The 24,520-nt window shown below is 44.5% G+C and carries 28 protein-coding genes and 1 pseudogene; 10 read left to right on the top strand and 19 right to left on the bottom strand.

From position 1 onward, the window contains the following. Nucleotides 1-131 precede the first annotated feature (131 nt). The gene (locus BIZ39_RS05455; protein WP_039225017.1) at nucleotides 132-1,403 is read left to right on the top strand and encodes an NRAMP family divalent metal transporter; all 1,272 of its coding nucleotides are present in this window, start codon (nucleotides 132-134) and stop codon (nucleotides 1,401-1,403) included. Between the two features lie 147 nt (nucleotides 1,404-1,550). Continuing rightward, nucleotides 1,551-2,021: a hypothetical protein gene (locus BIZ39_RS05450; protein WP_014975548.1), complete on the top strand. Its 471-nt coding sequence runs from the start codon at nucleotides 1,551-1,553 to the stop codon at nucleotides 2,019-2,021. A gap of 9 nt (nucleotides 2,022-2,030) precedes the next feature. On the opposite strand, the gene glyA is transcribed toward BIZ39_RS05450, so the two are convergent. Further along, a complete protein-coding gene (glyA, locus tag BIZ39_RS05445) occupies nucleotides 2,031-3,287 on the bottom strand; it encodes a serine hydroxymethyltransferase (RefSeq protein WP_168533593.1) in 1,257 nt (418 codons plus the stop codon). Between the two features lie 171 nt (nucleotides 3,288-3,458). Here glyA and BIZ39_RS05440 point away from each other — a divergent pair, with 171 nt between their 5' ends. After that, complete coding sequence (locus BIZ39_RS05440; protein WP_039225011.1) at nucleotides 3,459-4,316, top strand: LysR family transcriptional regulator; 858 nt, start codon at nucleotides 3,459-3,461, stop codon at nucleotides 4,314-4,316. Nucleotides 4,317-4,403: 87 nt separating this feature from the next. On the opposite strand, the gene BIZ39_RS05435 is transcribed toward BIZ39_RS05440, so the two are convergent. The 11 genes from BIZ39_RS05435 to BIZ39_RS05385 all read right to left on the bottom strand — a co-directional run bounded on the left by BIZ39_RS05435 (nucleotide 4,404) and on the right by BIZ39_RS05385 (nucleotide 9,642). Beyond that, nucleotides 4,404-4,733, bottom strand: a complete 330-nt coding sequence (locus BIZ39_RS05435) for a zinc ribbon domain-containing protein YjdM (RefSeq protein ID WP_187446531.1) — start codon at nucleotides 4,731-4,733, stop codon at nucleotides 4,404-4,406. A 24-nt stretch (nucleotides 4,734-4,757) separates the two neighbouring features. Continuing rightward, on the bottom strand, nucleotides 4,758-5,213 hold the full coding sequence (locus tag BIZ39_RS05430) for a GNAT family N-acetyltransferase (protein WP_014948133.1): 456 nt from the start codon (nucleotides 5,211-5,213) through the stop codon (nucleotides 4,758-4,760). 52 nt (nucleotides 5,214-5,265) lie between these two features. Next, the gene (locus BIZ39_RS05425) at nucleotides 5,266-5,694 is read right to left on the bottom strand and encodes a GNAT family N-acetyltransferase (protein ID WP_187446530.1); all 429 of its coding nucleotides are present in this window, start codon (nucleotides 5,692-5,694) and stop codon (nucleotides 5,266-5,268) included. A 35-nt stretch (nucleotides 5,695-5,729) separates the two neighbouring features. Continuing rightward, entirely contained in the window at nucleotides 5,730-6,098 is a 369-nt protein-coding gene (locus tag BIZ39_RS05420; protein ID WP_061094122.1) for a YnfA family protein, read from the bottom strand. Between the two features lie 64 nt (nucleotides 6,099-6,162). Then, entirely contained in the window at nucleotides 6,163-6,414 is a 252-nt protein-coding gene (locus BIZ39_RS05415) for a hypothetical protein (protein ID WP_014948136.1), read from the bottom strand. 71 nt (nucleotides 6,415-6,485) lie between these two features. Next, entirely contained in the window at nucleotides 6,486-6,752 is a 267-nt protein-coding gene (locus tag BIZ39_RS05410; RefSeq protein WP_239218028.1) for a hypothetical protein, read from the bottom strand. 128 nt (nucleotides 6,753-6,880) lie between these two features. Then, nucleotides 6,881-7,159 carry a hypothetical protein gene (locus tag BIZ39_RS05405; protein ID WP_168463091.1) on the bottom strand — a complete coding sequence of 93 codons (279 nt, stop codon included), beginning with the start codon at nucleotides 7,157-7,159 and terminating at the stop codon, nucleotides 6,881-6,883. A 66-nt stretch (nucleotides 7,160-7,225) separates the two neighbouring features. Then, nucleotides 7,226-7,507 carry a hypothetical protein gene (locus tag BIZ39_RS05400; RefSeq protein ID WP_168463090.1) on the bottom strand — a complete coding sequence of 94 codons (282 nt, stop codon included), beginning with the start codon at nucleotides 7,505-7,507 and terminating at the stop codon, nucleotides 7,226-7,228. A gap of 152 nt (nucleotides 7,508-7,659) precedes the next feature. Next, the gene (locus BIZ39_RS05395) at nucleotides 7,660-7,947 is read right to left on the bottom strand and encodes a hypothetical protein (protein WP_168463089.1); all 288 of its coding nucleotides are present in this window, start codon (nucleotides 7,945-7,947) and stop codon (nucleotides 7,660-7,662) included. A gap of 484 nt (nucleotides 7,948-8,431) precedes the next feature. Further along, entirely contained in the window at nucleotides 8,432-9,136 is a 705-nt protein-coding gene (locus tag BIZ39_RS05390) for a hypothetical protein (protein ID WP_168463088.1), read from the bottom strand. 116 nt (nucleotides 9,137-9,252) lie between these two features. Beyond that, nucleotides 9,253-9,642: a hypothetical protein gene (locus BIZ39_RS05385; protein WP_168463087.1), complete on the bottom strand. Its 390-nt coding sequence runs from the start codon at nucleotides 9,640-9,642 to the stop codon at nucleotides 9,253-9,255. 233 nt (nucleotides 9,643-9,875) lie between these two features. On the opposite strand from BIZ39_RS05385, the pseudogene BIZ39_RS22505 reads away from it, so the two are divergent. Next, nucleotides 9,876-10,429, top strand: a pseudogene (locus BIZ39_RS22505) (phage integrase N-terminal SAM-like domain-containing protein). An 80-nt stretch (nucleotides 10,430-10,509) separates the two neighbouring features. Here the strand turns inward: BIZ39_RS22505 and fadA are convergent. Then, on the bottom strand, nucleotides 10,510-11,673 hold the full coding sequence (gene fadA / locus BIZ39_RS05375; RefSeq protein WP_069943690.1) for an acetyl-CoA C-acyltransferase FadA: 1,164 nt from the start codon (nucleotides 11,671-11,673) through the stop codon (nucleotides 10,510-10,512). Nucleotides 11,674-11,691: 18 nt separating this feature from the next. Continuing rightward, on the bottom strand, nucleotides 11,692-13,842 hold the full coding sequence (gene fadB / locus BIZ39_RS05370; RefSeq protein ID WP_187446529.1) for a fatty acid oxidation complex subunit alpha FadB: 2,151 nt from the start codon (nucleotides 13,840-13,842) through the stop codon (nucleotides 11,692-11,694). A 495-nt stretch (nucleotides 13,843-14,337) separates the two neighbouring features. On the opposite strand from fadB, the gene BIZ39_RS05365 reads away from it, so the two are divergent. The 3 genes from BIZ39_RS05365 (at nucleotide 14,338) to BIZ39_RS05355 (ending at nucleotide 18,897) form a co-directional block, all read left to right on the top strand. Next, nucleotides 14,338-16,401 carry a transglycosylase SLT domain-containing protein gene (locus BIZ39_RS05365; protein WP_187446528.1) on the top strand — a complete coding sequence of 688 codons (2,064 nt, stop codon included), beginning with the start codon at nucleotides 14,338-14,340 and terminating at the stop codon, nucleotides 16,399-16,401. A gap of 167 nt (nucleotides 16,402-16,568) precedes the next feature. Further along, nucleotides 16,569-17,900 (top strand): Xaa-Pro dipeptidase, encoded by a 1,332-nt coding sequence (gene pepQ, locus BIZ39_RS05360; RefSeq protein WP_156085924.1) that lies wholly within the window; start codon nucleotides 16,569-16,571, stop codon nucleotides 17,898-17,900. Between the two features lie 280 nt (nucleotides 17,901-18,180). After that, nucleotides 18,181-18,897, top strand: coding sequence for a ZIP family metal transporter (locus BIZ39_RS05355; protein WP_014948149.1), 717 nt, complete (start codon nucleotides 18,181-18,183; stop codon nucleotides 18,895-18,897). Between the two features lie 111 nt (nucleotides 18,898-19,008). On the opposite strand, the gene ispB is transcribed toward BIZ39_RS05355, so the two are convergent. After that, nucleotides 19,009-19,983, bottom strand: a complete 975-nt coding sequence (gene ispB, locus BIZ39_RS05350) for an octaprenyl diphosphate synthase (protein ID WP_014948150.1) — start codon at nucleotides 19,981-19,983, stop codon at nucleotides 19,009-19,011. A gap of 775 nt (nucleotides 19,984-20,758) precedes the next feature. Between ispB and rplU the strand changes: the two genes are divergently transcribed. From rplU to cgtA, 3 genes are all read left to right on the top strand, one after another. Beyond that, on the top strand, nucleotides 20,759-21,070 hold the full coding sequence (gene rplU / locus BIZ39_RS05345) for a 50S ribosomal protein L21 (RefSeq protein WP_012517169.1): 312 nt from the start codon (nucleotides 20,759-20,761) through the stop codon (nucleotides 21,068-21,070). A gap of 15 nt (nucleotides 21,071-21,085) precedes the next feature. After that, entirely contained in the window at nucleotides 21,086-21,343 is a 258-nt protein-coding gene (gene rpmA / locus BIZ39_RS05340; protein WP_012517170.1) for a 50S ribosomal protein L27, read from the top strand. 260 nt (nucleotides 21,344-21,603) lie between these two features. Further along, on the top strand, nucleotides 21,604-22,770 hold the full coding sequence (cgtA, locus tag BIZ39_RS05335; protein ID WP_014948151.1) for an Obg family GTPase CgtA: 1,167 nt from the start codon (nucleotides 21,604-21,606) through the stop codon (nucleotides 22,768-22,770). A gap of 185 nt (nucleotides 22,771-22,955) precedes the next feature. Here the strand turns inward: cgtA and BIZ39_RS05330 are convergent, their stop codons facing one another. From BIZ39_RS05330 to BIZ39_RS05315, 4 genes are all read right to left on the bottom strand, one after another. Continuing rightward, nucleotides 22,956-23,231 (bottom strand): S24/S26 family peptidase, encoded by a 276-nt coding sequence (locus BIZ39_RS05330; protein ID WP_262385718.1) that lies wholly within the window; start codon nucleotides 23,229-23,231, stop codon nucleotides 22,956-22,958. A gap of 12 nt (nucleotides 23,232-23,243) precedes the next feature. Then, nucleotides 23,244-23,741 carry a superoxide dismutase, Ni gene (sodN, locus tag BIZ39_RS05325; RefSeq protein ID WP_014948153.1) on the bottom strand — a complete coding sequence of 166 codons (498 nt, stop codon included), beginning with the start codon at nucleotides 23,739-23,741 and terminating at the stop codon, nucleotides 23,244-23,246. A 13-nt stretch (nucleotides 23,742-23,754) separates the two neighbouring features. After that, nucleotides 23,755-23,961: a hypothetical protein gene (locus BIZ39_RS05320; protein WP_014978232.1), complete on the bottom strand. Its 207-nt coding sequence runs from the start codon at nucleotides 23,959-23,961 to the stop codon at nucleotides 23,755-23,757. Between the two features lie 63 nt (nucleotides 23,962-24,024). Beyond that, nucleotides 24,025-24,390 (bottom strand): hypothetical protein, encoded by a 366-nt coding sequence (locus BIZ39_RS05315; protein ID WP_039224426.1) that lies wholly within the window; start codon nucleotides 24,388-24,390, stop codon nucleotides 24,025-24,027. Nucleotides 24,391-24,520: the final 130 nt, after the last annotated feature.

Genomic DNA, 24,520 nt, shown 5'->3' with positions numbered 1-24,520 from the left:
AAATAGCCCGCGTAAACTGGGTACAGCTGCTTACACTACAAGCCTTGCAGATGAGCGCGTACTCTCTTTTCTGTTTATTATATTACTGATATGGTTAACGGCTATTTTGAAATGCCCATTTAGAGGTTGCCTTGTCGTATTCAGCTGAAACATCGTTTTTTGCCCGTTGTATTGCACTATTAAAATTGCTCGGCCCGGGTGTGCTTATGGCAACAGCGGCGGTAGGCGGTAGTCACTTAGTAGCATCAACTCAAGCGGGGGCGAAGTTTGGTTGGCAGTTAGCGCTGCTTATATTGGTAGTTAACTTACTCAAATACCCATTCTTTAGAGCAGGTGTTAGCTACACCATCAGTACAAAACAAACCCTTCAGCAAGGGTACTTGGGAATGGGACGACGATATTTGGCCATTGCCTTGGGTTTGAATACCATTGCGTCGGTGGTCAATGCTGCAGCGCTGTTGTTGTTTGCTGCAAGCTTATTGTCGTATTTTATTCCTTTCGATATCGCCATAACGTTGTCAGCTTCAGTGGTTTTGGCACTTATCTTAATCATTCTACTCGCTGGCCATTTTGAAGGATTGGACAATATCGCCAAAGGCATAATGGGCGTGCTTGTGGTGGCGACTGTAGCCGTATTCGTGGTGGCACTAAGCAATTACTCTGCTTCACCAGCACCTGCCGTGGCGCCGCCTTCGCCTTGGACGCTCGCTACATTAGGCTTTTTAGTCGTCACAATGGGGTGGATGCCCGCACCTATTGAAATATCGTCCATTACTTCACTTTGGTTAAAGCGCCAGTGCAAAGGGCAAGCCGTAACGCCAAAGTCGGCCCTTTTCGATTTTAATTTAGGTTATGCAGTGACGGTGCTACTCGCATTGTTGTTTTTGGGCTTAGGTGCATTAATTTTGTATGGCAGCGGTACAGAGCTAAGTACCAGCGGTATCGGCTTTTCCCATCAGCTAATTAGTATGTACTCATCAACCATTGGACAGTGGGCGCATTGGCTTATCGCACTGGTTGCATTTTTGTGCATATTTGGTTCGGCGCTAACCGTTTACGATGGTTATGCGAGGGTGGTTGCTGAAGCAATAGCGCTTCTTTTTAACAAAGACAAAAACGCACGAAATACGCTGGTAACGCCGGTGTTACTGTTCATGGCAGTGGCGAGTTTTATCATTGTGTTGTTCTTTAAATCTGCGCTATTGGCAATGTTAGGCTTTGCGATGACGCTGGCCTTTGTTACTACTCCAATGTTTGCTTGGCTTAATCATAAGCTTGTGGCACAAACCAAGCTTCATCAAGACGCCGCACCAAACGTGGTAGTGAAGCTGCTTAGCTATTTAGGCCTAATCTATCTATTTGGGTTTCTAATGGTGTTTATATGGTGGAAGTGGTTTAGCTAGCCACTTCCTACCGTAACGAGAGCGCAAAGCACTTTAGGTGCTTCGCAAGTTTCACCTTAGTAAATTAGTTTAATTACGCGCACTTATGCGAGCCCTAGCGCAATACTCATCTATACTGTAGATGACATCGTTTGAGGAGTTCGCAGTTTGGTGCGTGGCAAAAAACTATTTCCTTCAACCCTTTTATTATGGGGTAAGCGTATCATGCTGCTTTCGCTTATGAGTGCGGCAATGTGGGGCTGTTCAAAAGAACCGCAGCAAACTATCCACTGGCACAATGCTTACGATATTGAGCGCGAACTTCATCTTTTGGGGCAGCAAGAAGACCCTCGCGAAATCTACAAAAGGCTTCAAGGTATTAAGCAACAAGCTTCGCTACAGCTTTCTCAAATGCGTGAAGCAGGTAATCAGGACCCGTTATTTAGGGAATGGTTGGAGTCGCTACGCATTAGCTTATCGTTAGCCCCTTTGTACGGCGATACCATTGAAACGTGTAGCGTGTGGCAAGGCGCCATGGAAGACGCTTGGGGAGTGGGAATAGTGCAGTTTAATGAACGAGCCAAACTCGTGTGGCGGGTAATGGTGGCTACCTGCAACGCACGAGTTCGCTCGGTATAGTACTAGGTTTTACTTAGTGTAAACGGGGCGAGCCGCTGTTAGCGTTGCCACTTTATCTATCACTCGCTGTACTACTGCATTGTCTTCTGGCGCTGTTAACACATCACAAATCCAATGGGCTAATTGAGCACAGTCTTCTTCACTAAAATTGCGTGAAGTGACCGCAGGTGTGCCAATTCGAATGCCACTAGTAACGAATGGCGACTGCGGGTCGTTGGGTACTGTGTTCTTATTTACCGTTATATTCACGCTATTTAATATCGCGTCGGCTTCTTTCCCCGTCATTCCTTTGCTTACAAGACTTAGCAGGAACATGTGGTTGTCGGTTCCATTAGATACAACGTCAAAGCCACGCTTCATAAACACATTAGCCATAGCTTGTGCATTAGTGACTACCTGCTTTTGATAAGCGCGGAACTCTGCTGTCATGGCTTCTTGAAGCGCTACCGCTTTTGCGGCAATAACGTGCATAAGTGGGCCACCCTGAATGCCAGGGAAAATTAATGAATTGAATTTCTTTTCAAGCTCGGGGTTTGCTTTACACATAATAAGCCCGCCACGAGGGCCACGCAGTGTTTTATGGGTAGTAGTAGTAACGACGTGTGCGGCGTTAATTGGCGAGGGATAAACACCGGCCGCAACAAGGCCTGCAACATGTGCCATATCTACAAGTAAATACGCGCCTACACTATCAGCGATGTCTCTAAACTTCTGCCAGTCGACCACGCGAGAGTAAGCGGAAAAGCCCGCTACAATCATTTTTGGTTTGTGTTCTTTAGCCAAGGCTTCTACTTGGTCATAGTCAATTTCACCAGTTTCTGTGTTCAAGCCATACTGAATCGCGTTGTATAGTTTTCCCGAGAAGTTAGGCTTTGCACCGTGTGTGAGGTGCCCACCGTGATCAAGGCTCAACCCAAGAATGGTATCGCCAGGGTTTAATAGCGCCATATAAACTGCAGTATTCGCTTGAGAGCCAGAGTGAGGCTGCACATTCACATAGTCAGCTTCAAACAATGCTTTAGCTCTGTCGATAGCAAGCTGTTCTACTTTGTCCACCGCCTCGCAGCCACCGTAATAGCGCTTGCCCGGATAGCCTTCTGCATACTTATTAGTTAGCTGACTGCCTTGCGCCTGCATAACAGCTTTGCTGGTGTAGTTCTCCGATGCGATCAGTTCAATGTGGTGTTCTTGGCGTTCGTTTTCTTGCGCAATAAATGCTGCGATATCTGGGTCTTGTTCGTGAAGGTGCTGGTTAAGTGGGTTCATGCTGGCTCCTAAATGTCATTATTTTGTATCTGATACTAGGAGCGTAAAAAGAATAAATAAAATTAATAAAAAATATGGCATTATAACTTTATTAAATAGCCTTGTGTGCAATTCTGACACTAACAAGGCAAAACAGAAGGCAAAGCTAACAAAGAGGTGTAAAGCAAAGTAATGAAAAACTTATCGATAGATTTTCTGCGTTCGTTCGTACTTATTGCACAGACGGGTAGCTATACACAATGTGCCGAGCAGCTTCAGCGCACACAGCCTGCCATTAGCTTACAGATAAAAAAACTAGAAGAAATGATTGGGGAAAAACTATTTTCCCGCGACAAAAATCGCTTGGCACTAACTGGCGCTGGTAGTCGCTTATTGTCGTATGGTGAAAAGATAGTGGCACTTAACGATCAGGCGATGGCCGAATTCGGCAAGCCGCAGGTTACGGGAAATATTCGGTTAGGCATTCCCAGCGAATTTAGTACAACGCTTATGCCTAAAATTATTCGACGGTTCACGCAAACCTATCCGGAAATATCGCTAGAGGTGCATTGTGCGCTAAGTAAAGACTTACTTAGTGAGCCGCTTAAAAGCCAGTTCGATTTAATTCTTTCGCTACAAGAAACACCTGATCCTCAGCAAGACGGCTACATCATTTCAGATCAACTGGTATGGGTGGGGAGTCAGCGCTTTGTAAATAGCGTGCCTGTTAAACTGCCTATTATTGCTGCGCCGTCGCCATGTATTTACCGCAAGCGAGCAACCAATCTGTTATCGGCTATCAAAAAACCGTGGCAGGTGGTGTATACCATTGCTGACTTAAATGGCATACAAACGGCGATTAACGAAGGGCTGGGCATAACCGTTCTTGCAAAGAGTTCAGTGCCACCTGGTCTACACGTTTTATCTAATTCAGAAAGTTTACCCGAGCTTGGGCATGTGGGTGTTTGTTTAGTTAACCCTCAGAAAGTGTCATCGAAAGCGATTAGCTTGCTTACTGAAACCATTACCAACGAAGTCGCAAACTTTTAACAGGAAATAGCAGGGGATAGCTAGCGCGCTTGCTAAACAACAAGGCAAGCGCACCGAGAGGAGTAACAGCTTTTCAATAAATGCCGTCTATGCCTTTTTAACAAATTGTGCAGTTAGCATCATTTCGCCAGCACCATCTACTTTACAATCTAACTGGTGGTCTTTGGCATCTTTCACATGACGGATAACGGCTTTGGTACCAATTTTAAGTACCAATGAACTGCCTTTTACCTTCAAATCTTTTGCTAACGTAATTTTGTCGCCGGCTACTAACGGTGTTCCGTTGAAGTCTTTAGCTGAGACTTCCTCTTCTACCTCGTTCGGGTTCCACTCGTGTCCACATTCAGGGCAAATAAATAGAGGCTGATCTTCGTATACATATTCTGATTGGCAATGCGGGCAAGGAGGTAACGACATGTGGAATTCTCTTAAAGTACTAAATTAAAGCGCTCGGGTCATAAAGTGGCTGTTGGGATCGATTGAGTAACTGCCAAATGGACCGCAATCAACAAAACCAAACTTTTTGTATAGGGTTCTGGCCGCTAAAAAGTAGTCTTGCGTTCCTGTTTCTAAACTTACCGAACTAAACCCTTTCATTTTCGCATGTTCTAGGGCAAAAAGTAATAACTGAGACGCTACACCGCATCCTCTAAACGGCTTGGCTGTGCGCATAGATTTTAGCTCGGCGCTATGTGTATCAAGGGTTTTAATAGCGACGCAGCCCGCAAGCTGTTGCTGCTTCCAGCCACTAAAAAAAGTAATGTTCGAAGCTTTTAGTGCTTCAACATCTAATGCATGTACGCTCTCAGGTGGCGATGTAGCATACATATCAGACAAATGCTCTTCTAAAAGCGCTAGCACTTCTCCTCCGGTGAGATCATCAATAATAATCTTCATGTGCTTTGGCCTTTAGGTGTATTCTGAATAGACGGCGGTACAAGCCTGTTTGTTAAGTGCTTAAGGGTTTAGTCATGTTAAAAAAGCGGTCGTCTTCACTTTTAATGATAAATCCCACTTTTTTATAAAGCGAAACGGCAGGGCTAACTTTGAATACTCGTAAGTCAAGCGAGTTAGTATTGGCCCCTAACGCTAGTCTTTCTGCTTCTTCAATGGCAGCACTACCTATGCCTTTGTTCTGTGCGCTGGGTATGACCTGAAGGTCGCGCAATATACAGGTGTTACCGTCGTATTGAAGGCGCATCACCCCCACCGTTTCGCTGTCTACTTGAATGTCGTAATTAATGAGCTCTGCGGTAACCCCAAGCACTTTTTCTGCGTCCCAATCAGGCGCAAACTGAGCGTAATAATCGCGCATGTTATTAAAGGTAAACTCAGCAGCCCTTGGTAGGTTCGTACTTGGAGTAAAGGTAATCTTCATCGCGTTTTCTTCGTTATTTATTGCAAGCAAGACTCTTATCCGTGACTTCTTGGTGCGAACATAATTATCGCCATACCAATCAAAGCGACAAAGGTGCCCACCAAGTCCCATAACGTTGGCTTCACTCCATCAACAAGCCAAAGCCACATAATAGCCATAAAAATATAAACACCACCGTAAGCGGCGTATACGCGCCCGGCAGCGGTTGGGTGAAGTGACAACAGCCAAGCAAAAAGCGCGAGCGATATAGCCGCTGGTACTAACAACCATATGGACTTATCTTCTTTCAACCATAAATAGGGCAGATAGCATCCAACGATTTCAGCAAGTGCAGTAATAACAAACAAACCAATGGTTTTTAATTCCAACGGGCAGACCTCTTTTGAAATACTGCTGGTAAGCAATCAATGCTCTTTGAAAAGGGCATTAGAGCGCCACTCGCACGCCATGCTAGGAAACTATCTTTCACTAGTTATCGTCGCTTTCAGAGCTAAACAAGCCTCTAAAAAGCGCGGTAAGTGCTCCAGACACCGTATCTTCTATAGCATCGTTTTTGTGGTCACGCTTTTTGCTGTATCGGTTAGTAGATTCTTCTCGCTGTCTTTTTTCAGCACTGGCACTAGCCCCATCAAGAAAGTCTCTTGCAGCCCTATCAGAAGTTGAAGCGCACCCTGTTGAGATTACACATATTGACAAGATTACTATCAATTTAATCTTCATGTTATCTAAATTCCTATCACCGTATAACGTCTAATAAAGGGCATATTAAAGTGGAGCGAAACAACGAATCGTTATGTACTTTGCTTGCTCATACCTCTAATTGCAAAGAAGTAATAGATTAAAAACCCCAACCACGAAAAGAAAAAGGAAATGGCCCCCCATGCCAACTTGTGTATGCCTTTAGCTTTTTTGGATGTTAAGGCAATTAACGCTGGTAGAAGTGTAAGGCTGAAAAGCACGATAAAAATAATGATTTGCCAAAAACTCATATTAAAAGAACTCCTTATCTTTTGGTTTTTAATTACAAGGGCTGCACCAAGTTCACCGAATGTAGACATCTAACCTCTACTCGTTTCTATATCCATTGATTTCAACGAATTATTTTTTATTTACTTGAACTACAGCCTATAGAATCAAATTTTCTTAATTACACACTATAGTCTTAATCGTCATTTTGTTAAGACATTTACTGCGATTTTTGTTTTGAAACGTGAGGCATAATAGCGTAAAAAACTGAACAAATTGCTATTACATAAAAAGAATGGAAGAAAAAGCCCACCATATTTAACGCATCTGCTTCACACTGTGTTTGCAGGCCAGAGCAAAAAAAGAACTCCACTACGGATGAAGACAGTAATCCTAAGCCAAAAATTGCCATATAACTGAACAACGGTTTGAGCTTTAGAATTCCAATAATCAGCAAAACAACAACTACTGGAATTACAATAATTAGCGCAGTCTGCATAAATCCCTCTTAGATTGATTTGGCTAATCACAACCCTGTAAAAGAAACTTGGTAGACTACGGCCTGTTAAACCAAATATAAACTGCATACAATAAACAACCAAGTTAGTGATATACCGAGTACTATTTTTAACGTTGGTAACTTAGTTTGTGTTAATGAATAAATCGCATATGTAGCAGGAATGACAGCAAAACAACCACCAAGTACTAAGCCTTTAAAAAATCCTGCGATTAGCCCCCATTCATCTGCAATAAATGCATAAACCCAAGTGACTCCCCAGGCTACAAAGCAAAATGACAGCAATAACTTGGCTATTCTGGCTTTTACCTTTACATCTTTGCTTTTCATAAATATCCCGTTAGATAGTTTCCAAAGGTAAATAACGACTTAACATTGTGTCTTCCCTAGGGAAGATGCAGTCGTGAGACGAACTTGGCTGATTTGTAAGGCCGACATCTATTTTGAAAGCACATGGCTTGTGGTTACCTGAGCCATGTTGTCTATTTCATCAGCTTTACTACGCATTGTTTGAAAGGCTCTACTTTCGCACTTAATTCAGGGGGGAGTATTTCGGTACCGTCTGTTAAATCTAGAATGCCTGACACTACTGGTTTGTCAGCTGTCGTATCTATCTTAGCATTTATGGTCATGGAAAAGTTGTAGCCGCTTGGGAGTAGAGATGCGCATTTTTGGGCTGAATTTAAGGGAGCTGGGTTACTAAATGATTGAAAGGCTAACAGTGAAGATAGCAAAGTGGCTGAGCCAATAAAAAAAGCTTTTTTGTTCATGGTAATTCCTTTTAACGTTTCTTGCTGTCTCAAACTTCGACCTTAACTGATCTACAAAGTTCTATAGCTAACGTCGCAGCGAACGTGCTAATTGGCTTGTTATATGTGTACAAATTAAAACCTTTCACACCTCACTATAGTAAAAAAACTAGCTACAAAGAGAATGATATTTGTTCTAGGCAATTATTTACTTGCCCATCGGTAACAATAAAACCACCCAACAGGCGGAATCAAGAAGTTGAGCAAGACGGCGTAAATGACAACCAACCCGATATTGTCAGCCTTTCCTTTAGCGAATTTGATGGTAAAGAAAATTACAACTAACGCGAGGATGAAGAGTGCTTGCCCCCAAAATGTTGCATTTAGATTCATAACATTCCTTATTGATGAACTTTCTGAAAAGCATTGGTCTTCCCCATTAAAAGTGGACGTCCATGTTAAGCGTATTTTGCTTCGTATTCATATGGGCTGACATTACCTAATGTTAAATGCCGCCTACTCCGACTTTGAAAAACTTAGTTTTTTCGCTCAAATGTTGATATGACCAAGGAGGGTTTACTACATCAATGTTAGAAACGCCCAGCGTAGCAAGCCCTTCGAGTGAATAGTACCAGCCGATAAAGTCTTCTTTCTCGGCGAACTCTTTATATTCGGAAGATTGCCCTAGTGTTGTTATTCGCTGATCCACACTAATTTTTTCGAAGAAGTTTCGCTCACGAATTACAGCTGACTTAATATATTTTTCTAAGTTCTGCTTTGTTAATTCCCGCTCTTCCTCTGGAAGAGCATCAATAAACGATGTTATTTCTTTCTCCATTCCGGTTGTACCACCATGGAAACCAATAACTGCGTGATTCGAGATCCTGTGATGATTTGCTGCAGAAAAAACGTAGTTAGCGCATGATGAGAGACAATACTCATTGACCTCAAGCTTCAAATCATAGTCATGAACAATATCACCAAGATCCATTCCATGATTGATTTCACCGCCTTCGGACGTTATAGACAGCCATGCAACCTTATTTTCACTATTTTCCAGAATTGAAAGAAGTTTCTGATTTGCTGATGGCGATAATTTACCGTGATAAATTACTGTGTTTTCCTTCAAATTGACGGTTGTTTCACCACCCAGCGCTGGCACGAATGATAGAGAAATAATTAAAATAAAAGACCATAAAAGTTTAAACATGTACCTTCCTTGTGGCATTTAACACCTAAATATGGGGCACAAATAGGCAGGCTATAATGGCGAAGCCGCCTGCCTGTTTGTGTCCCAGCCCGCCTGCGGGCGACATTATTTTTTTGTTAGGAGACATAGCTTGATACCTCCTTGTTTTTATAGCCGACTTTGGTTGCTACGAACATAACCATAATTGAAATTGAAGCGTCAAAGGCTAAATTAGTAGAAATATAACCACCGCCAGCAAACAACATAAGTACGAAAGTTGATATTAAAAAACTGCAAACATACATCACAAACGCATGCAAATATGGCTTTTTATTTACACCTGTAGCAAACCACCAGAAAACCACAAAGGTTAAAGCGCCACCTACAATATACGACGTAGCCAAGAATGAAAAAGCAGTAGTAGCGATCCCAAAACGACTAAACACTAAAACCAAAATCGCCACACTCAATGCGGGCAAAAGAATTGATAAAGGGATAAACATAAAAATCCTTTTATACTGCAACATTCCCTTGTCTCCTAACAATTTAGTGTAAGGAAAAAATCCTTTATGCAAGGCGGATAATTTCCATGTATCACATTTCTAGTTTTATCACTTTCGCACGGAAATACACTTTCATCAATAACCTACACTTAGTATCTGAAAACACCGTACTTAAGTACGGAATCTTTCCTTTTTATTTTACGGACGAGTCAAAAACCGCAATTCTGTTTTTATTTACAGTAATTAAAATCAAGAAAATGAAATCAATGTTCATGCAAATGGTGATTGAGCATATGCACAACCGTCGCTATGCAAAGCGTTCGATAGAACTCTATAGCAAATGGATCATTAGCTTTATTCGATTTAATAATAATAGGCACCCATCTGAAATGGGAGATAAAGAAGTTGAAGTGTTTCTATCTCACTTAGTTAACGCTAAGAATGTGGCTCAGGCCACTCAGGCTAGCGCGCTAAATGCACTGGCGTTCTTACATCGCGATATATTGGAAAGGCCACTTCTCGATTATCTGTCGATCCTGAAAGCAAAAGAGTGCGACGACATCATATTGATGAATCGAGTATACAAAAAGCAATACGGAACACGGCAAAAACTTGTGACATTAAAAAGAAAGTTACGCCTCATACGCTGCGCCACTCTTTTGCAATGCATTTGCTGCAATCGGGCGCTGATATTAGAACGGTGCAAACACAGTTAGGTCATTCAGACGTAAAGACCACACAAATTTATACTCACGTGCTTCAGCAAGGTGCGCAGGGGGTGATAAGTCTTTTATCTCGTGTTTTGAAGTAATCTGAAAGGTATTAAAACCAACAAAAAAGGGCCCGAAGGCCCTTTTCAAAACTTAGCTTTAAAATCTCTTATTTAAACGCTTATACACGCTCAAATACGGTAGCAATACCTTGGCCTAAACCAATACACATAGTCGCTAAGCCTAGGCTTACGTCTTGTGATTCCATTAGGTTGATAAGCGTACCCGAGATACGCGAACCAGAACAACCTAGTGGGTGACCAAGTGCAATTGCACCACCGTTAAGGTTAATCTTAGTATCTAGGTGGTCCATCCAACCTAGTTGCTTAATGCATGATAGCGCCTGTGCCGCGAACGCTTCGTTAAACTCAGCAAGTTCAATATCGTCCATAGTTAGGCCAGCGCGCTTAAGGGCTTTTTGTGTTGCTGGTACTGGGCCGTAACCCATAATTGCCGCATCACAACCCGCCACAGCCATTGCGCGAATTTTCGCACGAGGCGTTAGGCCAAGCTCTTTCGCACGGTCTGCTGACATAAGTAGCATACCTGATGCACCGTCAGACAGCGCAGAAGATGTACCCGCAGTAACAGTACCGTTTACTGGGTCGAACACTGGGCGAAGTGCCGCCATGCTCTCAGCAGTGCTCTCTGGGCGAACTACTTCATCGTAGTCAATTAGCTTTAATACGCCGTTTGCATCGTGACCTTCAACAGGCACAATCTCGTTAGCCCAGCGGCCTTCAAGGTGTGCTTTGTGCGCTAGCTGGTGCGAACGTGCGCCAAATGCGTCTTGTTGCTCACGAGTAATACCGTTTTGACGGCCAAGTAGCTCGGCTGTCATACCCATCATGCCCGACGCTTTCGCCGTGTACTTAGCAAGACCAGGGTGGAAGTCGATGTTGTAGTTCATCGGTACGTGACCCATGTGCTCAACACCACCAATCATGTAAATGTCACCACGGCCGCTCATGATGCCGCTTGTTGCATCGTGAAGGGCTTGCATTGATGAACCGCATAAGCGGTTTACCGTTACCGCGCCTGTTGTGCGTGGAATTTTTGTGAGTAGTTGCGCGTTACGTGCAACGTTGAAGCCTTGTTCTTTAGTTTGCTGAACACAGCCCCAAATGATGTCTTCAATTTCCGCTGGGTTTACGCCAGGGTTACGCTCTAGTAGCGCGGTCATTAGCGCAGCAGATAAGTCTTCTGCACGCACATTTCTGAAAACACCGTTTTTTGAACGACCCATAGGGGTACGTACGCAATCGATTACGACCACTTCTTTCATTAGTTTTTCCTCCGGGTCTTATGCGAAATAGGATTTACCAGAAGCGGCCATTTCACGAACGCCGTCTGAGATCTGATAAATTGGACCAAGTTCAGCGTACTTGTCTGCCATCGCAACAAAGTTCGCCAAGCCAATGGTTTCAATCCAACGGAAGATACCACCGCGGAATGGAGGGAAACCTAAGCCGTAAAGTAGCGCCATATCTGCTTCAGCTGCGCTATCTACAATGCCTTCTTCTAGGCAGCGAATTGCTTCGTTTGCCATAGGGATCATAAGGCGTGCAATAATGTCGTCAGCTTCAAAGTCTGTCTTCTCAGCTACGTGTGGCGCCATTAGTGCATATGCTTCTTCAGCCGGTGTTTTAGACGGCTTGCCGCGCTTATCAACACCGTAGTTGTAAAAACCTTTACCGTTCTTCTGACCTAAACGCTCTTCTTTGTAGAAAAGAGTTACAGGGTCATTATCTAGGCGAGCCATACGCTCTGGAATACCTGCAGCCATTACATCTGCTGCGTGATCGCCCGTGTCGATACCTACAACGTCCATTAGGTATGCTGGGCCCATTGGCCAGCCGAAGATTTTTTCCATTACCTTATCAACCGCTACAAAGTCAGCGCCGTCGATAAGTAGCTTACTGAAGCCCGCAAAGTATGGGAACAATACGCGGTTTACCAAGAACCCTGGGCAGTCGTTAACCACAATTGGGGTTTTGCCCATTTTAAGGGTAGCGGCTACTACTGCATTGATGGTTTCTTCAGAGGTTTTTTCGCCACGAATAATTTCAACAAGCGGCATGCGGTGCACTGGGTTAAAGAAGTGCATACCACAGAAGCGCTCTGGCTTGTCTAGGCTTTCAGCTAGCTGGTTGATAGAGATAGTAGAGGTGTTTGAACAGATGATAGCGTCGTCAGCTGCGCTCTCTTCAACTTCTTTTAGTACAATACCTTTTACTTTCGGGTTTTCTACAACCGCTTCAATAACAAGGTCTGCATCTTTAAGTGTGCTGTACTCAAGGGTAGGCGTGATAGCGTTAAGTGTTTGCGCCATTTTAGTCGCGTCTACTTTACCGCGCTGCATGCCTTTACCAAGAATTTTCGCTGCTTCAGAAAGGCCAAGGTCTAGTGCATCTTGATTAATGTCTTTCATGATAACTGGCGTGCCTTTCACAGCGCTTTGGTATGCGATACCGCCGCCCATGATGCCTGCGCCTAGCACAGCATTAAGCTTGGTTTCTTTTGTGCTTGCTTTCGCTTGCTTCTTACCTTTGCTCTTAACTAGCTGGTCGGCAAGGAAAATACCAATCTGCGCTTTCGCAGCGTCTGTTTTCGCTAACGCTACAAAGCCTTCATTTTCAAGCTTAAGTGCACCTTCACGGTCTAGGCCCGCTGCTTTTTGAACAGTCTCAACCATTTTGTGCGGTGCTGGGTAGTGTTTGCCAGCTTGCGCAAATACCATAGCTTGAGCAGTACTGAAGCTCATCATGGCTTCGTTTTTGTTTAGCTGTAGTGGGGCTTTCTTAACCGCACGACGCGCTTGCCAGTCAAATTTACCGTCAGCGGCGTCTTTCACCATTGAAAGCGCACCTTCAACAAGTGCTTCTGGTGCAACAACGGCATCAACTGCGCCTTCAGCAAGGGCTTTCGCGCCTTTTCTGTCGCGGCCAGTGGTCATCCACTCAAGGGCGTTGTCTGAACCAATAAGGCGAGGTAGACGAACCGTACCACCAAAACCAGGCATTAGGCCTAGTTTAACTTCTGGCAAACCAATTGAAGCAGTAGTGTCTGCAATACGCATGTCACACGCCAATGCCATCTCACAGCCGCCACCTAGAGCGAAGCCGTTAACTGCAGCGATGGTAGGGAAAGGTAGGTCTTCGAAGCGGTCGAATACTTGTGATGTATTGGCAACCCACTGTAGTACTTCTGCATCGTCCATGGCGAATAGACCAGTGAACTCGGTGATATCAGCACCTACGATAAAGGCAGGTTTTGCGCTGCGTACTACTAAGCCTTTAACATCGCCTTTAGCAAGTAGGGCTTGAGTTGCTTCGTCAAGTTCACTCACCGTTTGGCGGTCGAACTTGTTTACTGAACCTTGGGCGTCGAATACCAGCTCAGCAAAGCCGTCTTCTAACAGGCTGACGGAAAGACTTTTGCCTGTGTATATCATTATCATCTCCTTCGGCATTGGCCAGGATGTTAGTGAAGTAATCCAACTAATTTGTAGGGTCGTATGCATTCACTAACGCGTTAGGGTGGCTAGATTCTTTACAAAGCCACACAAAATTTCAACAAAAAATCAAACAAGCGTTTCAATTTGTCTAAGGTAGTGGTCGGATGACTTAAATTCAAGTGTAAATATCGAATTCAAGCTTCATTTCGCCATTGGTGGTTGTATAATGAGCGTTATTGACGCAAAGCGCCAATCCAGCAAAAGAATAATCTACAATCATGTCAACTATGTGTGTAAAGCATAGCTAACGACAGCTGGCACAACATCTTCTTTGGCAAGGAGCCAGGCTGAAATCTTCCCTTCGTTTATCAAACGAACGTAGTGGATCAGTCGCAATGCTGCTTTTTCAGCAACATTTTACATTCAGCTCGATTCGGCAAATTTGCCAGCGCTCATAAGCGTTCGAGTGTAGAGCAGGGTAGGAGTTCTATTGTGTCTGGTTTTTATTTTAGTTCGTGGTTAGGTCAGCGCTCGCTGACAAAAAACAATAAATTGTTCGCCACCGTTGTGGGGGCATTTGTTTGCTCGCTCTCTTCATTTTTCTCTATCGGCGCATGGGCTACACAGCCTTTAACACTACCCGAAGATATCTTCGAAAAGGATCGCGCTCGTTATCTAGAAGTTGAAAAAAAGCTGTTAACGTATTCGAAGCGAAGCGTTCAGCGCCTCGATAACGACATTTATGAACTGGCGCATTATCCGCTTTATCCTTATCTACTTAGACTCAAGCTAGAGCGCACGATGTCAATAAGAACAAAGCGCGAGGTTAAGCAGTTTCTAGAAGATTTCAATGGTCAGCCGGTAAGCTACGGTGTGCGTTATAAATGGCTTAATTACCTTGCTAAGAACGATTATCGCAGCACTTTTTTAGACAATTATCGCCCGGGCATGGGAGCAAGGCTAACCTGTATTGCGCTTAATTACCGTTTAAAAGAAGGTGAAAGCGAACAAGCTATTTTGTCCGAAGTCGACGCTTTATGGCTTCACGGTCAGTCGCAACCGGATGAATGCGATCCGCTTTTTGCTAAGTGGAAAAAAGCGGGCATGATGACACCCGAAATGGTGATCAAGCGCATAGAGATTGCCGCGAAAGAAGATAACCGAAGCATTATCTCTTATCTTAAGCGCCAACTTCCCGGTGATAAGCAATACCTGGCTGACGCGTGGCTAACGGTAACCCGCGACACCAGCCGAGTAAATAGAACGGCGCTCTTTCCACTAAAAAATGCATCGCATGAAGCTGAGGTAATCGTATGGGCGGTCGAGAAACTTGCTTGGCGAAACCCTGACTTAGCCGGCACGGTATTTAACCGCTACAACGACAAAAACGTGTTCTCGCCAGCGCAGCAGCACGTTATGCGAAGAGCAATAGCGCTTAGCTACACGCTAGACCGCCTTCCTCAAGCGCATCATTGGCTTGAACTTGCTGATGTGCAGGGTGCCGGTGAAGATGTAAAGCTTTGGCATATTTCCCATTTGCTTCGCACGAAAAATTGGCAGGAAGTGGTTAATGTTATTGATAGCGCTCCTGTCAGTTTGCAGCGAGAAGAAAACTATCGCTATTGGAAAGCCCGAGCTTTAGAAGCGCTTGGTCAAACTATGCAGGCTACCGTGCTTTATAAAGAGCTTTCTCAAGAACGCCATTATTATGGCTTTATGGCAAGTGCGCACATAGGCGAAATTCCGTCGCTTGCACACACGCCAGCACCAAGAGACACGGCAGCTATTGCCAGTGTGGCGAAAACCCCTGCCACCATGCGCTCTGTTGAATTTTTCAGGTTAGACAGAACCACAGAAGCGCGCCGTGAGTGGTTTTATTTACTGTCACATTTACCCGAATCGAAAGTGACCGATGCGGGCATTTTGGCGTATGAGTGGGGCTTGTACGATCAAGCTATTACCAGTTTTGCGCGAAGTGGCTATTGGGACGATGTCGAGCGCCGATTCCCACTGGCCTTTAACGATGTATTCAGCGAAAAGTCGCAGGCATACAGCATTTCAAAGTCGCTGGCTATGGCTATTGCACGCCGCGAAAGTTCGTTTAGAAGCGATGCTATCTCTTCGGTGGGAGCGGCAGGACTCATGCAGCTTATGCCGGGAACAGCGCGTTATGTAGCAAAAGAGAAAGTAAGTCGTAACACACTTTTTCAGGTAGACGATAACGTTGAATACGGCGTGCAGTACCTGCGTTATTTAATGGACAAGTTAAACAATAACCCTGTGCTGGTGTCCGCATCTTATAACGCTGGTTGGCGCAAAGTGTTGGAATGGTTACCTGCTAATGAAGCGCTGCCCGTGGATATTTGGATTGAGAATATTCCCTACAAAGAAACCCGTGCTTACGTGAAGGCGGTGATGGCGTATCAGCATATTTACGACCAGCAGTTAGGTGGAAACGAGAATATCTTCCCTCAACTTACCCGCGATATGATCCCATCGGCAGATGCAGTAAGTACACATCCGGTAACAGGTACACTGCAATTAGCACCGCGATAGCTATCAAAGGTTAGGCGTATACGGGTACGCCTTTCATTACGTTATTATTTTACCAGTATGGGAAACTTAACGTATACAACAGCACAGCGGTCTGAGCCAGTATGCATGTCATGTTGGCCTCGTGATACACTAGTAGCTAACTAACGACTAAAAAGATAAGAGGGGCTATGTCGCAACATAAAGCAACCTACCAACAGCATATCGAAGAGCTTCAAGCTAGAACTCGCGAAGCATTACAGCGAGAAGGGCTAGACGGACTAGTTATTCACTCAGGGCAGGGCAAACGTCTTTTCTTGGACGATAATCACTACCCATTTAAGGTAAACCCGCAGTTCAAAGCATGGGTGCCTGTTATTGATAACCCTAACTGTTGGCTGGTGGTAAACGGTGTAGACAAGCCTACGCTTATTTTCTATCGCCCTGAAGATTTCTGGCACAAAGTGCCACCAGAGCCAAATGACTTTTGGACTGACAGCTTCGACATTAAACTACTTCAACAGGCCGATGCGGTAGAGAAATTTCTGCCTTACGATAAAAGCCGTTTTGCCTATGTAGGCGAATATATTGAAGTGGCAAAAGCGTTGGGTTTTGACAATGTAAATCCAGACCGCGTGTTGCATTATTTGCATTATCAACGTGCTTATAAAACCGACTATGAACTTGACTGCATGCGTGAAGCTAACAAGCTGGCGGTGGCAGGTCATAAGGCCGCTGAGCAAGCCTTCTGTGAAGGCAAAAGCGAGTTTGATATCAATCTTGCCTATGCTGCAGCAAGTCGACAAGGTGACAACGACGTACCATATACCAGTATTGTGGCACTTAACGAGCATGCTTCAATTCTGCATTACATGCAGTGTGATACCGTAGCGCCAAAAGAATCACGTTCGTTTCTGATTGATGCGGGTGCAAATTATCATGGCTATGCGGCAGATATTACACGTACTTACGCTCAAGAAGGTGTTCATAATTCAGCGATGTTCCGCGACCTCATTCAAGCGGTAGATAAGGTAACGCTGACCTTAGTCGATTCGTTAAAGCCGGGTGTAGCCTACACAGACATTCACTTGTTAGCCCACGATGGTATTGCGCAAATTCTTCACGATACCGGCATGGTGAACCTAACGCCGCCAGAAATCGTGGAAATGGGTATTACACGCACGTTCTTCCCACATGGCATTGGCCATTTCTTGGGGCTGCAGGTACACGATGTGGGCGGATTGGTTAATGATGACAGAGGCACGCCTAAGCCTGCTCCTGATGATCACCCGTTCTTACGCTGCACGCGTATGGTAGAAGCGCGTCAAGTGTTCACTATTGAGCCGGGCCTGTACTTCATCGATAGTCTACTGCGCGACCTTAAAGCGACGCCTGCGTCTAAGTACATTAACTGGGATACCATTGATGCATACAAACCTTTTGGTGGCATTCGCATTGAAGACAACATTATTGTGCATCGCGATAAGAACGAGAACATGACCCGAGATTTGGACTTAAATTAATCGACTTTTTGTGTATAGCCAACACAACCCATCGTTATAAATGCAAAGAGCAGCCTTAAGCTGCTCTTTTTCGTTACGCGCTTTTAAAATGTACGTTCTCTTTGTTGCGTCACCTTGATGTAGAACCACTATACCTGCGGTAACACGCCGCGATTACGAACATTTTAACTCTCGTTGAGTGGGTAATTATCTATGCGGACTGGTATTATTTGTAAACCAATGGTGCTGTGTGTAGTAATCAATAGGAAGATATACAAGTAATGGTTAGAAAGGAGTCGTTATGCCACAAGGCGATATTGTAGGTTTATTAATAATGGCAACGGTGGCGGGTCTTGCTATGCCCGCAGGCGCTATTCTAGCGACTTATCAAGGCATTCAGCCTAAGTGGCTAGAAAAAGAGTTACGCCATGGCATTTTAGCGTTAGGAGCAGGAGCGCTAATTTCGGCGGTGGGTCTTGTACTTGTTCCTGAAGGCATAAAAGACGTATCGGTATTTGCGGCCATAATGTGCTTCGTTGGCGGTGCCTTAGCTTTCATGGCCCTTGATATTTATCTAGCGAAAAAGAAAACCGCAGGCAGCCAGTTAGCTGCCATGCTCAGTGATTTTGTGCCTGAGTCTATCGCACTTGGTACTACGGCAGCGTTAGGCGGAGGTACCATGTTATTAGGCCTACTGATTGCAGTTCAAAACTTACCAGAAGGGTTTAATGCGTATAGGGAAATGTTGCCAAAGAACAAGCAGCGCAGTACCAAACTCATTATTATCTTTGTATTAATGGCGCTACTTGGCCCCTTGTTTAGCTTGTTAGGCTTTTATTATCTAGCGCAGTTCCCCGTTGTAATGAGCGGTATAATGCTGTTTGCCGCAGGTGGAATACTTTATTCGGTGTTTCAGGATATTGCACCGCAAATTCGTATGGAAAACCATTGGCTTCCTCCGCTTGGCGGTATTCTTGGTTTTTTAGTGGGGATGATAGGTTTCATGCTCGAAGGCTAGCTTTTTAATAATTAGCTAGTTTTCGTAATTGGTAATTGCCAATAAAAAAGGCGTGTTGCTTACAACACGCCTTTTCATATCACTTATCGACAATTAGTTATCTATTGCTAGTTAGCTTGTACGCTCAATTGAAATATGTGCCAGCGCGATTAACGCCTCTTTATATTCAGAATCTTCAATAGCGTTTAAGCTGTTAATGGCCATTTGTACTTCTTTTTGCGCACATTCACGTGTGTAGTCCAAAGCACCGGTTTCTTCCATAATGCCTTGAATCCGCGTCAAGTGTGGTAGGCCATTGCTTTGTTCAATAGCTTCTTGAATAAGCGCTTTGTCGTCGTCATTTCTTGCGTGCCACATAGCGTAAAGTAATGGCAGAGTAGGCTTACCTTCAGCTAAGTCGTCGCCGGCATTCTTGCCCATTTCTTCGCTGTCAGCCATGTAGTCAAGTATATCGTCAGCTAGCTGAAAGGCTGTGCCTAGGTGCTTACCGTATTCTTGCATAGCGTGTTCAATGTGCTCATTTTGGTCGGTCAGCACAGCCGCTAACTGCGTAGCAGCTTCAAACAAACGCGCCGTTTTACCGTAAATAACATCAAAGTAACGAGCTTCTGTAGTGCTGGGATCGTTACAGTTCATCAGCTGTAACACTTCACCTTCAGCAATTTGGTTTGTGGCTTCAGACAGTATTTCCATAACGCGCATGCGTTTAAGGCTCACCATCATTTGGAAAGAACGGGTGTATAGAAAGTCACCCACTAAGACTGATGCCTGATTGCCAAAAATGGCATTGGCCGTTTCCCGCCCTCTGCGCATGGTCGATTCGTCAACCACATCGTCGTGCAATAGGGTAGCGGTATGAATAAATTCAACAATCGCCGCAAGGGTATGGTGATCGTTGTTGTCTATTCCCATAGCCCGCGCACTTAACACGGTAAGAAGTGGGCGTAATCGCTTGCCGCCACTGTTTACAATGTAAAAACCAAGCTGATTAATTAGGGCAACATCAGAATCGACTTGTTGTTGAATCAGCTGGTTGACCGCCTGCATATCATCATTAGACAGGGCGCGGATTTGATCTATATCCATAGGCATGGCAATAAATACTTACTCTTACGTCTTGGGCAATTATTGGTGGCGATTGTACCTTAATCATCTGTACTATCCACCAAATTGTCTTAAAAAATGACGGCTTAACGCATTTACGTGTAATTCCTCAAATACGGTTAAACCAGATGTGAAAAAGGTGGGGCTGCATTCTTCATATAAATTCTGTTCCGTGTTTAGCGGTTTGCCGCATGTACGCCCCCTTAATCATGCGATCACATGCAATTATAGGTGCTCTCGATAATTTTTCCTGTTAAGTCGCTATTTTTTGACGTTTGTATGAAGAAAACGAAGTGTTTAAGAGCAACTTTGTTTCTCAATTAGGGGAGTAGCATTGCCCCAAATCACAGATACAAAGTGGGGAAGTAGTAATCGTAAAAACGATCCTATTCGTGGGATCTAACAGCTCGATCGCAGTCTGATCGCAATGCATATTTGAGGATCGTTTGCCGATCTCGCTCGCGTGATCTTGCGCTGTTTGGATCGCATTTCTATGTAATTTAACCTATCAATATTTCCATTTTGATTTAATACGACCTAAAAATTTTTACTGTTTTTTCAAAAAAATTTGTGAATTTTTAACGGTTTTTGGGCATTTGAAGCTGCATCAAATACGCAATTGGGGCATAATTCGCCCCATGTTGGAAAAATAATCTATTTTTCTGCGAATCGGGGTTGTGATTTACGGATGTTTCACGTACAATTCGCGCCCTGTTTTTTGAATTGAAGCGTCAGTGGACGCAGAGCGGAGTTAACTATGTACGCGGTTTTCCAAAGTGGCGGTAAACAACACCGTGTGGCCGAAGGCCAAACCGTTCGTCTTGAAAAAATCGAAGTAGCCCCAGGCGAAACGGTTGAATTTGACAAAGTTTTAATGGTAAGCAACGGTGACGACGTAAAAATCGGCACACCAATCGTTGCTGGTGGTAAGGTGACTGCTGAGGTTGTTACACACGGTCGTGGCGATAAAGTAAAAATCGTTAAGTTCCGTCGTCGTAAGCACTCTCGTAAGCAAGCGGGTCACCGTCAGTGGTTCACAGAAGTGAAAATCACTGGTATCAACGCATAATAGGAGCACGAACACATGGCACACAAAAAAGCTGGTGGTAGTACCAAAAACGGTCGTGATTCAGAAAGTAAACGCCTAGGTGTTAAGCGCTTTGGTGGTGAATCTGTTCTTGCTGGTAACATCATTGTTCGTCAACGTGGTACTCGTTTCCACGCTGGTGACAACATGGGTATCGGTAAAGACCACACTTTGTTTGCACTAAAAGACGGTAAAGTTCAGTTCGACGTTAAAGGACCGAAGAACCGTAAATTTGTAAGCATCGTAGCTGAGTAAGCGCGTAAGCTTCTCGCCGAACAGGCTTAGAAAAACCCCGCGCTTGCGGGGTTTTTTGTTTTGTGAAACCTTTCTTTCTTTTTCTGTTCTTAATTAATAGCGATTATATTCTGAAAATGAATTAGCGCTGAGCAAGGTTTTACTTCTCAATTTTTTAGAATGCTGAGTAGACTCAAAAGCGCCGATGCGCAATTTGGTGTAAACTTAGTATTCGCATTAAATAAGTTAATAACCCACGGCATTACAGCCCGGAGTGATAAATGAAATTTGTAGATGAAGCTGAAATTCGCGTTGAAGCCGGTGACGGCGGCAACGGTACAATTGGCTTTAGAAGGGAAAAATACGTACCTAAAGGTGGCCCAGACGGTGGCGACGGTGGTGACGGCGGCAGTGTATTTTTACAGGCCGATGAAAACCTAAATACATTGATCGATTATCGCTTTGAGCGCTTTCACCGTGCTGAGCGTGGCCAAAATGGTCAAGGCGGCAACTGTATCGGTAAGAAAGGTAAAGACCTCACCGTAATGGTGCCTGTTGGCACGCGTGCTACTGATAGTGATACTGGCGAAGTATTAGGTGACCTGACTCGTCATGGTCAAAAGCTTAAAGTGGCACAAGGTGGTTTTCACGGTTTAGGTAATGCCCGCTTTAAAAGCAGTACGAACCGTGCCCCACGTCAAAAGACCAATGGTACACCAGGTGAAATTCGCAACCTTAAGCTAGAGCTTATGCTTCTAGCCGATGTTGGCTTACTTGGTATGCCTAACGCAGGTAAATCAACCTTTATCCGCTCTGTATCAGCAGCTAAGCCTAAAGTGGCTGATTATCCGTTTACAACCCTTGTGCCTAACTTAGGGGTGGTTCGTCAAGATTCACAGCGAAGCTTCGTTGTTGCGGATATTCCTGGTTTGATTGAAGGTGCTGCCGATGGTGCTGGCCTAGGTATACGCTTCTTAAAACACTTAGAGCGCTGCCGTATCTTGCTCCACGTGGTAGATATTTTCCCTGTTGATGAAACGGATCCTGCCGAGCACGCAAAAGCGATCATTGAAGAGCTTGAAAAATACAGCCCTAAATTGGCAGAAAAGCCTCGTTGGTTAGTATTTAATAAAGTCGATTTACTGCTTGAAGAAGAAGCTGAAGAACGCTGTCAGCACGTGATCGATGCACTAGGTTGGGAAGGCCCAGTTTATCAAATCTCTGCGTTCCAAAAGATGAACCTAGATCCTTTGTGTAACGACATTATGGACTTCATTGAAACCCTTCCAGCTGAACTGGAAGAGGAAGAAGAGAAGAAAGAAGTGGAATTCAAGTGGGACACTTACCACAAGAATACACTTGAAGCTCATGATGAGTTTGAAGATGACCTAGATGACGACGACTGGGACGAAGACGATTACGACGTGGAAGTTGAGTATCGTCGTTGAGAAACAATCGCTGAGAAACAGTCGTTGAGAGACAATCGCTGAGTGACAGTCAATTTCGAAACAATTACTGATAACCAGTGCTCTAAAGCAAATTAGAACAAAAAAAGCTCGCATCGTTGCAAAGACAACGTGCGAGCTTTTTTGTAAGTAACGCGGTTAGGCTAATGCACCCTCATCGTGCTGGCTTACTCACTGGTATGATAGATAACCTTTCCCAGCAATTGAGCGCGAGTAAACTTACCCATGGCCTCTTGGCTTACAGAGTGGGCCTTGTTATCGCCCGTTAAGGTAAACGTTCCGTCGATGTTAACATGGTCTACCCTTTTGATAATTACGCCGTAAGTGCTGCTTTTTACAACTACGATTTGCCCACTACGCAGCCACCTAAAAGGCCATCTCATTGCACAGACAAAGTCACCGTCGTTTAGAGAAGGCAACATGCTGCTCCCCGTAACCCGCATAATTTTAAACATTTAGAGGTCGGGATAAACCACTTCTTCAGAAGGTGGATAGGGGCACGTTGCTTTTTTGGTTGCGACATCCTTGGTTGCCCAAAAACGCTCGGCAAATTCATTCACTAACGAAAGCAGCTCTTCAGCTTTTTCTCTGCTGACGTGTTGCTTACACCCGGAACCGGCCAGCATGATTTTATGCACCAGCTCGTTAGTATCTGGAAACTTCTCAAACTGAGGGGCTTTAAAGTAATCGCCCCATATTACCCTGACTTCTTGCTTTACTTTCTCTGCATGGGTTTCCTTTTCTGCTACTAGGCGGCTCATTTGCGCTTGGTCTGCGAACGTAAGTGTCTCTTTTTCGGCCAGTTCGTTAAGTAGGTCTACGAAACGAATAACACTCAACGCAGCCAACTGCGCCGAAAACGGATCGTAAATTTTGCAAGGAATGTCGCAATGTGCGCTAACCGCAGGGAAGGGGCTAACGGCATGAAGTTTTGAGAGTAATTGATGAATCATAATTTGTACCCCCTTACTTTGCTGAGCGCTTTTTAGCGTTGAAGTATTTGTAAGCCGCAAAGCCACACGCAGCTGCACAGCCTACAAGAGACGCGTAAAACAGAGCATGCATAACACCGCTAGTCCAGTGTTCATGATCGTGTCCTGCATGAGCGAATGCGCCTGAACTAAATACAGCGGCGTATAGCATTAGAGCTGAGCGTTTAAGGTTAACTTTCATGAATTCTCCTAAAGCGTTAGTAAAAGTAAGGTGAAGTAGTTAGGCGCATAAGTATCGGTGCAACTACACGGCGAAGCGCAGTGGTACATTGCTGTTCACGATGTTGTTCGAGGCGCTGATGACAGTATGAGCTCTGTCGACAATGGCATTTCGGTGGTGAGGCAGTTTCAGGTGAAAGTATGTCTCTTCAAGCAAGCTTGTTAAGCCCATAATCTTAGCTGTCATTGCGCTGTTCTCACCGCCGTCTACCTCAAGCAGAATAACGGCGATATCAAACGCACAGCCAAGGTATGGAATTGCTTCACTGAACTGCCCGCTTTGCATAAGCATTGTGCCTTGCATTTCATCGCGCGCCATTACGTGTAGGGCCTGTTCTGGGTTGTTGTAAACCCAATCTGCGTGTTTAGGGCATAGATAGTTTATTTGCATTGTCGCGACCTCCTGTATACACACTAGAACAGTTAAAATATTAATGCAAATGATAACTGTTTCTATTTTTTGGGTGTTAAAGCTATACCCTTTGAGCCAATACACATTTGGTCGCTGATATTGATATACT

The organism is Alteromonas sp. BZK5 (genome assembly GCF_014349115.1).
Taxonomy (GTDB): Bacteria; Pseudomonadota; Gammaproteobacteria; order Enterobacterales; family Alteromonadaceae; genus Alteromonas; species Alteromonas macleodii.
This window is presented reverse-complemented; position numbering and strand designations above follow the sequence as displayed.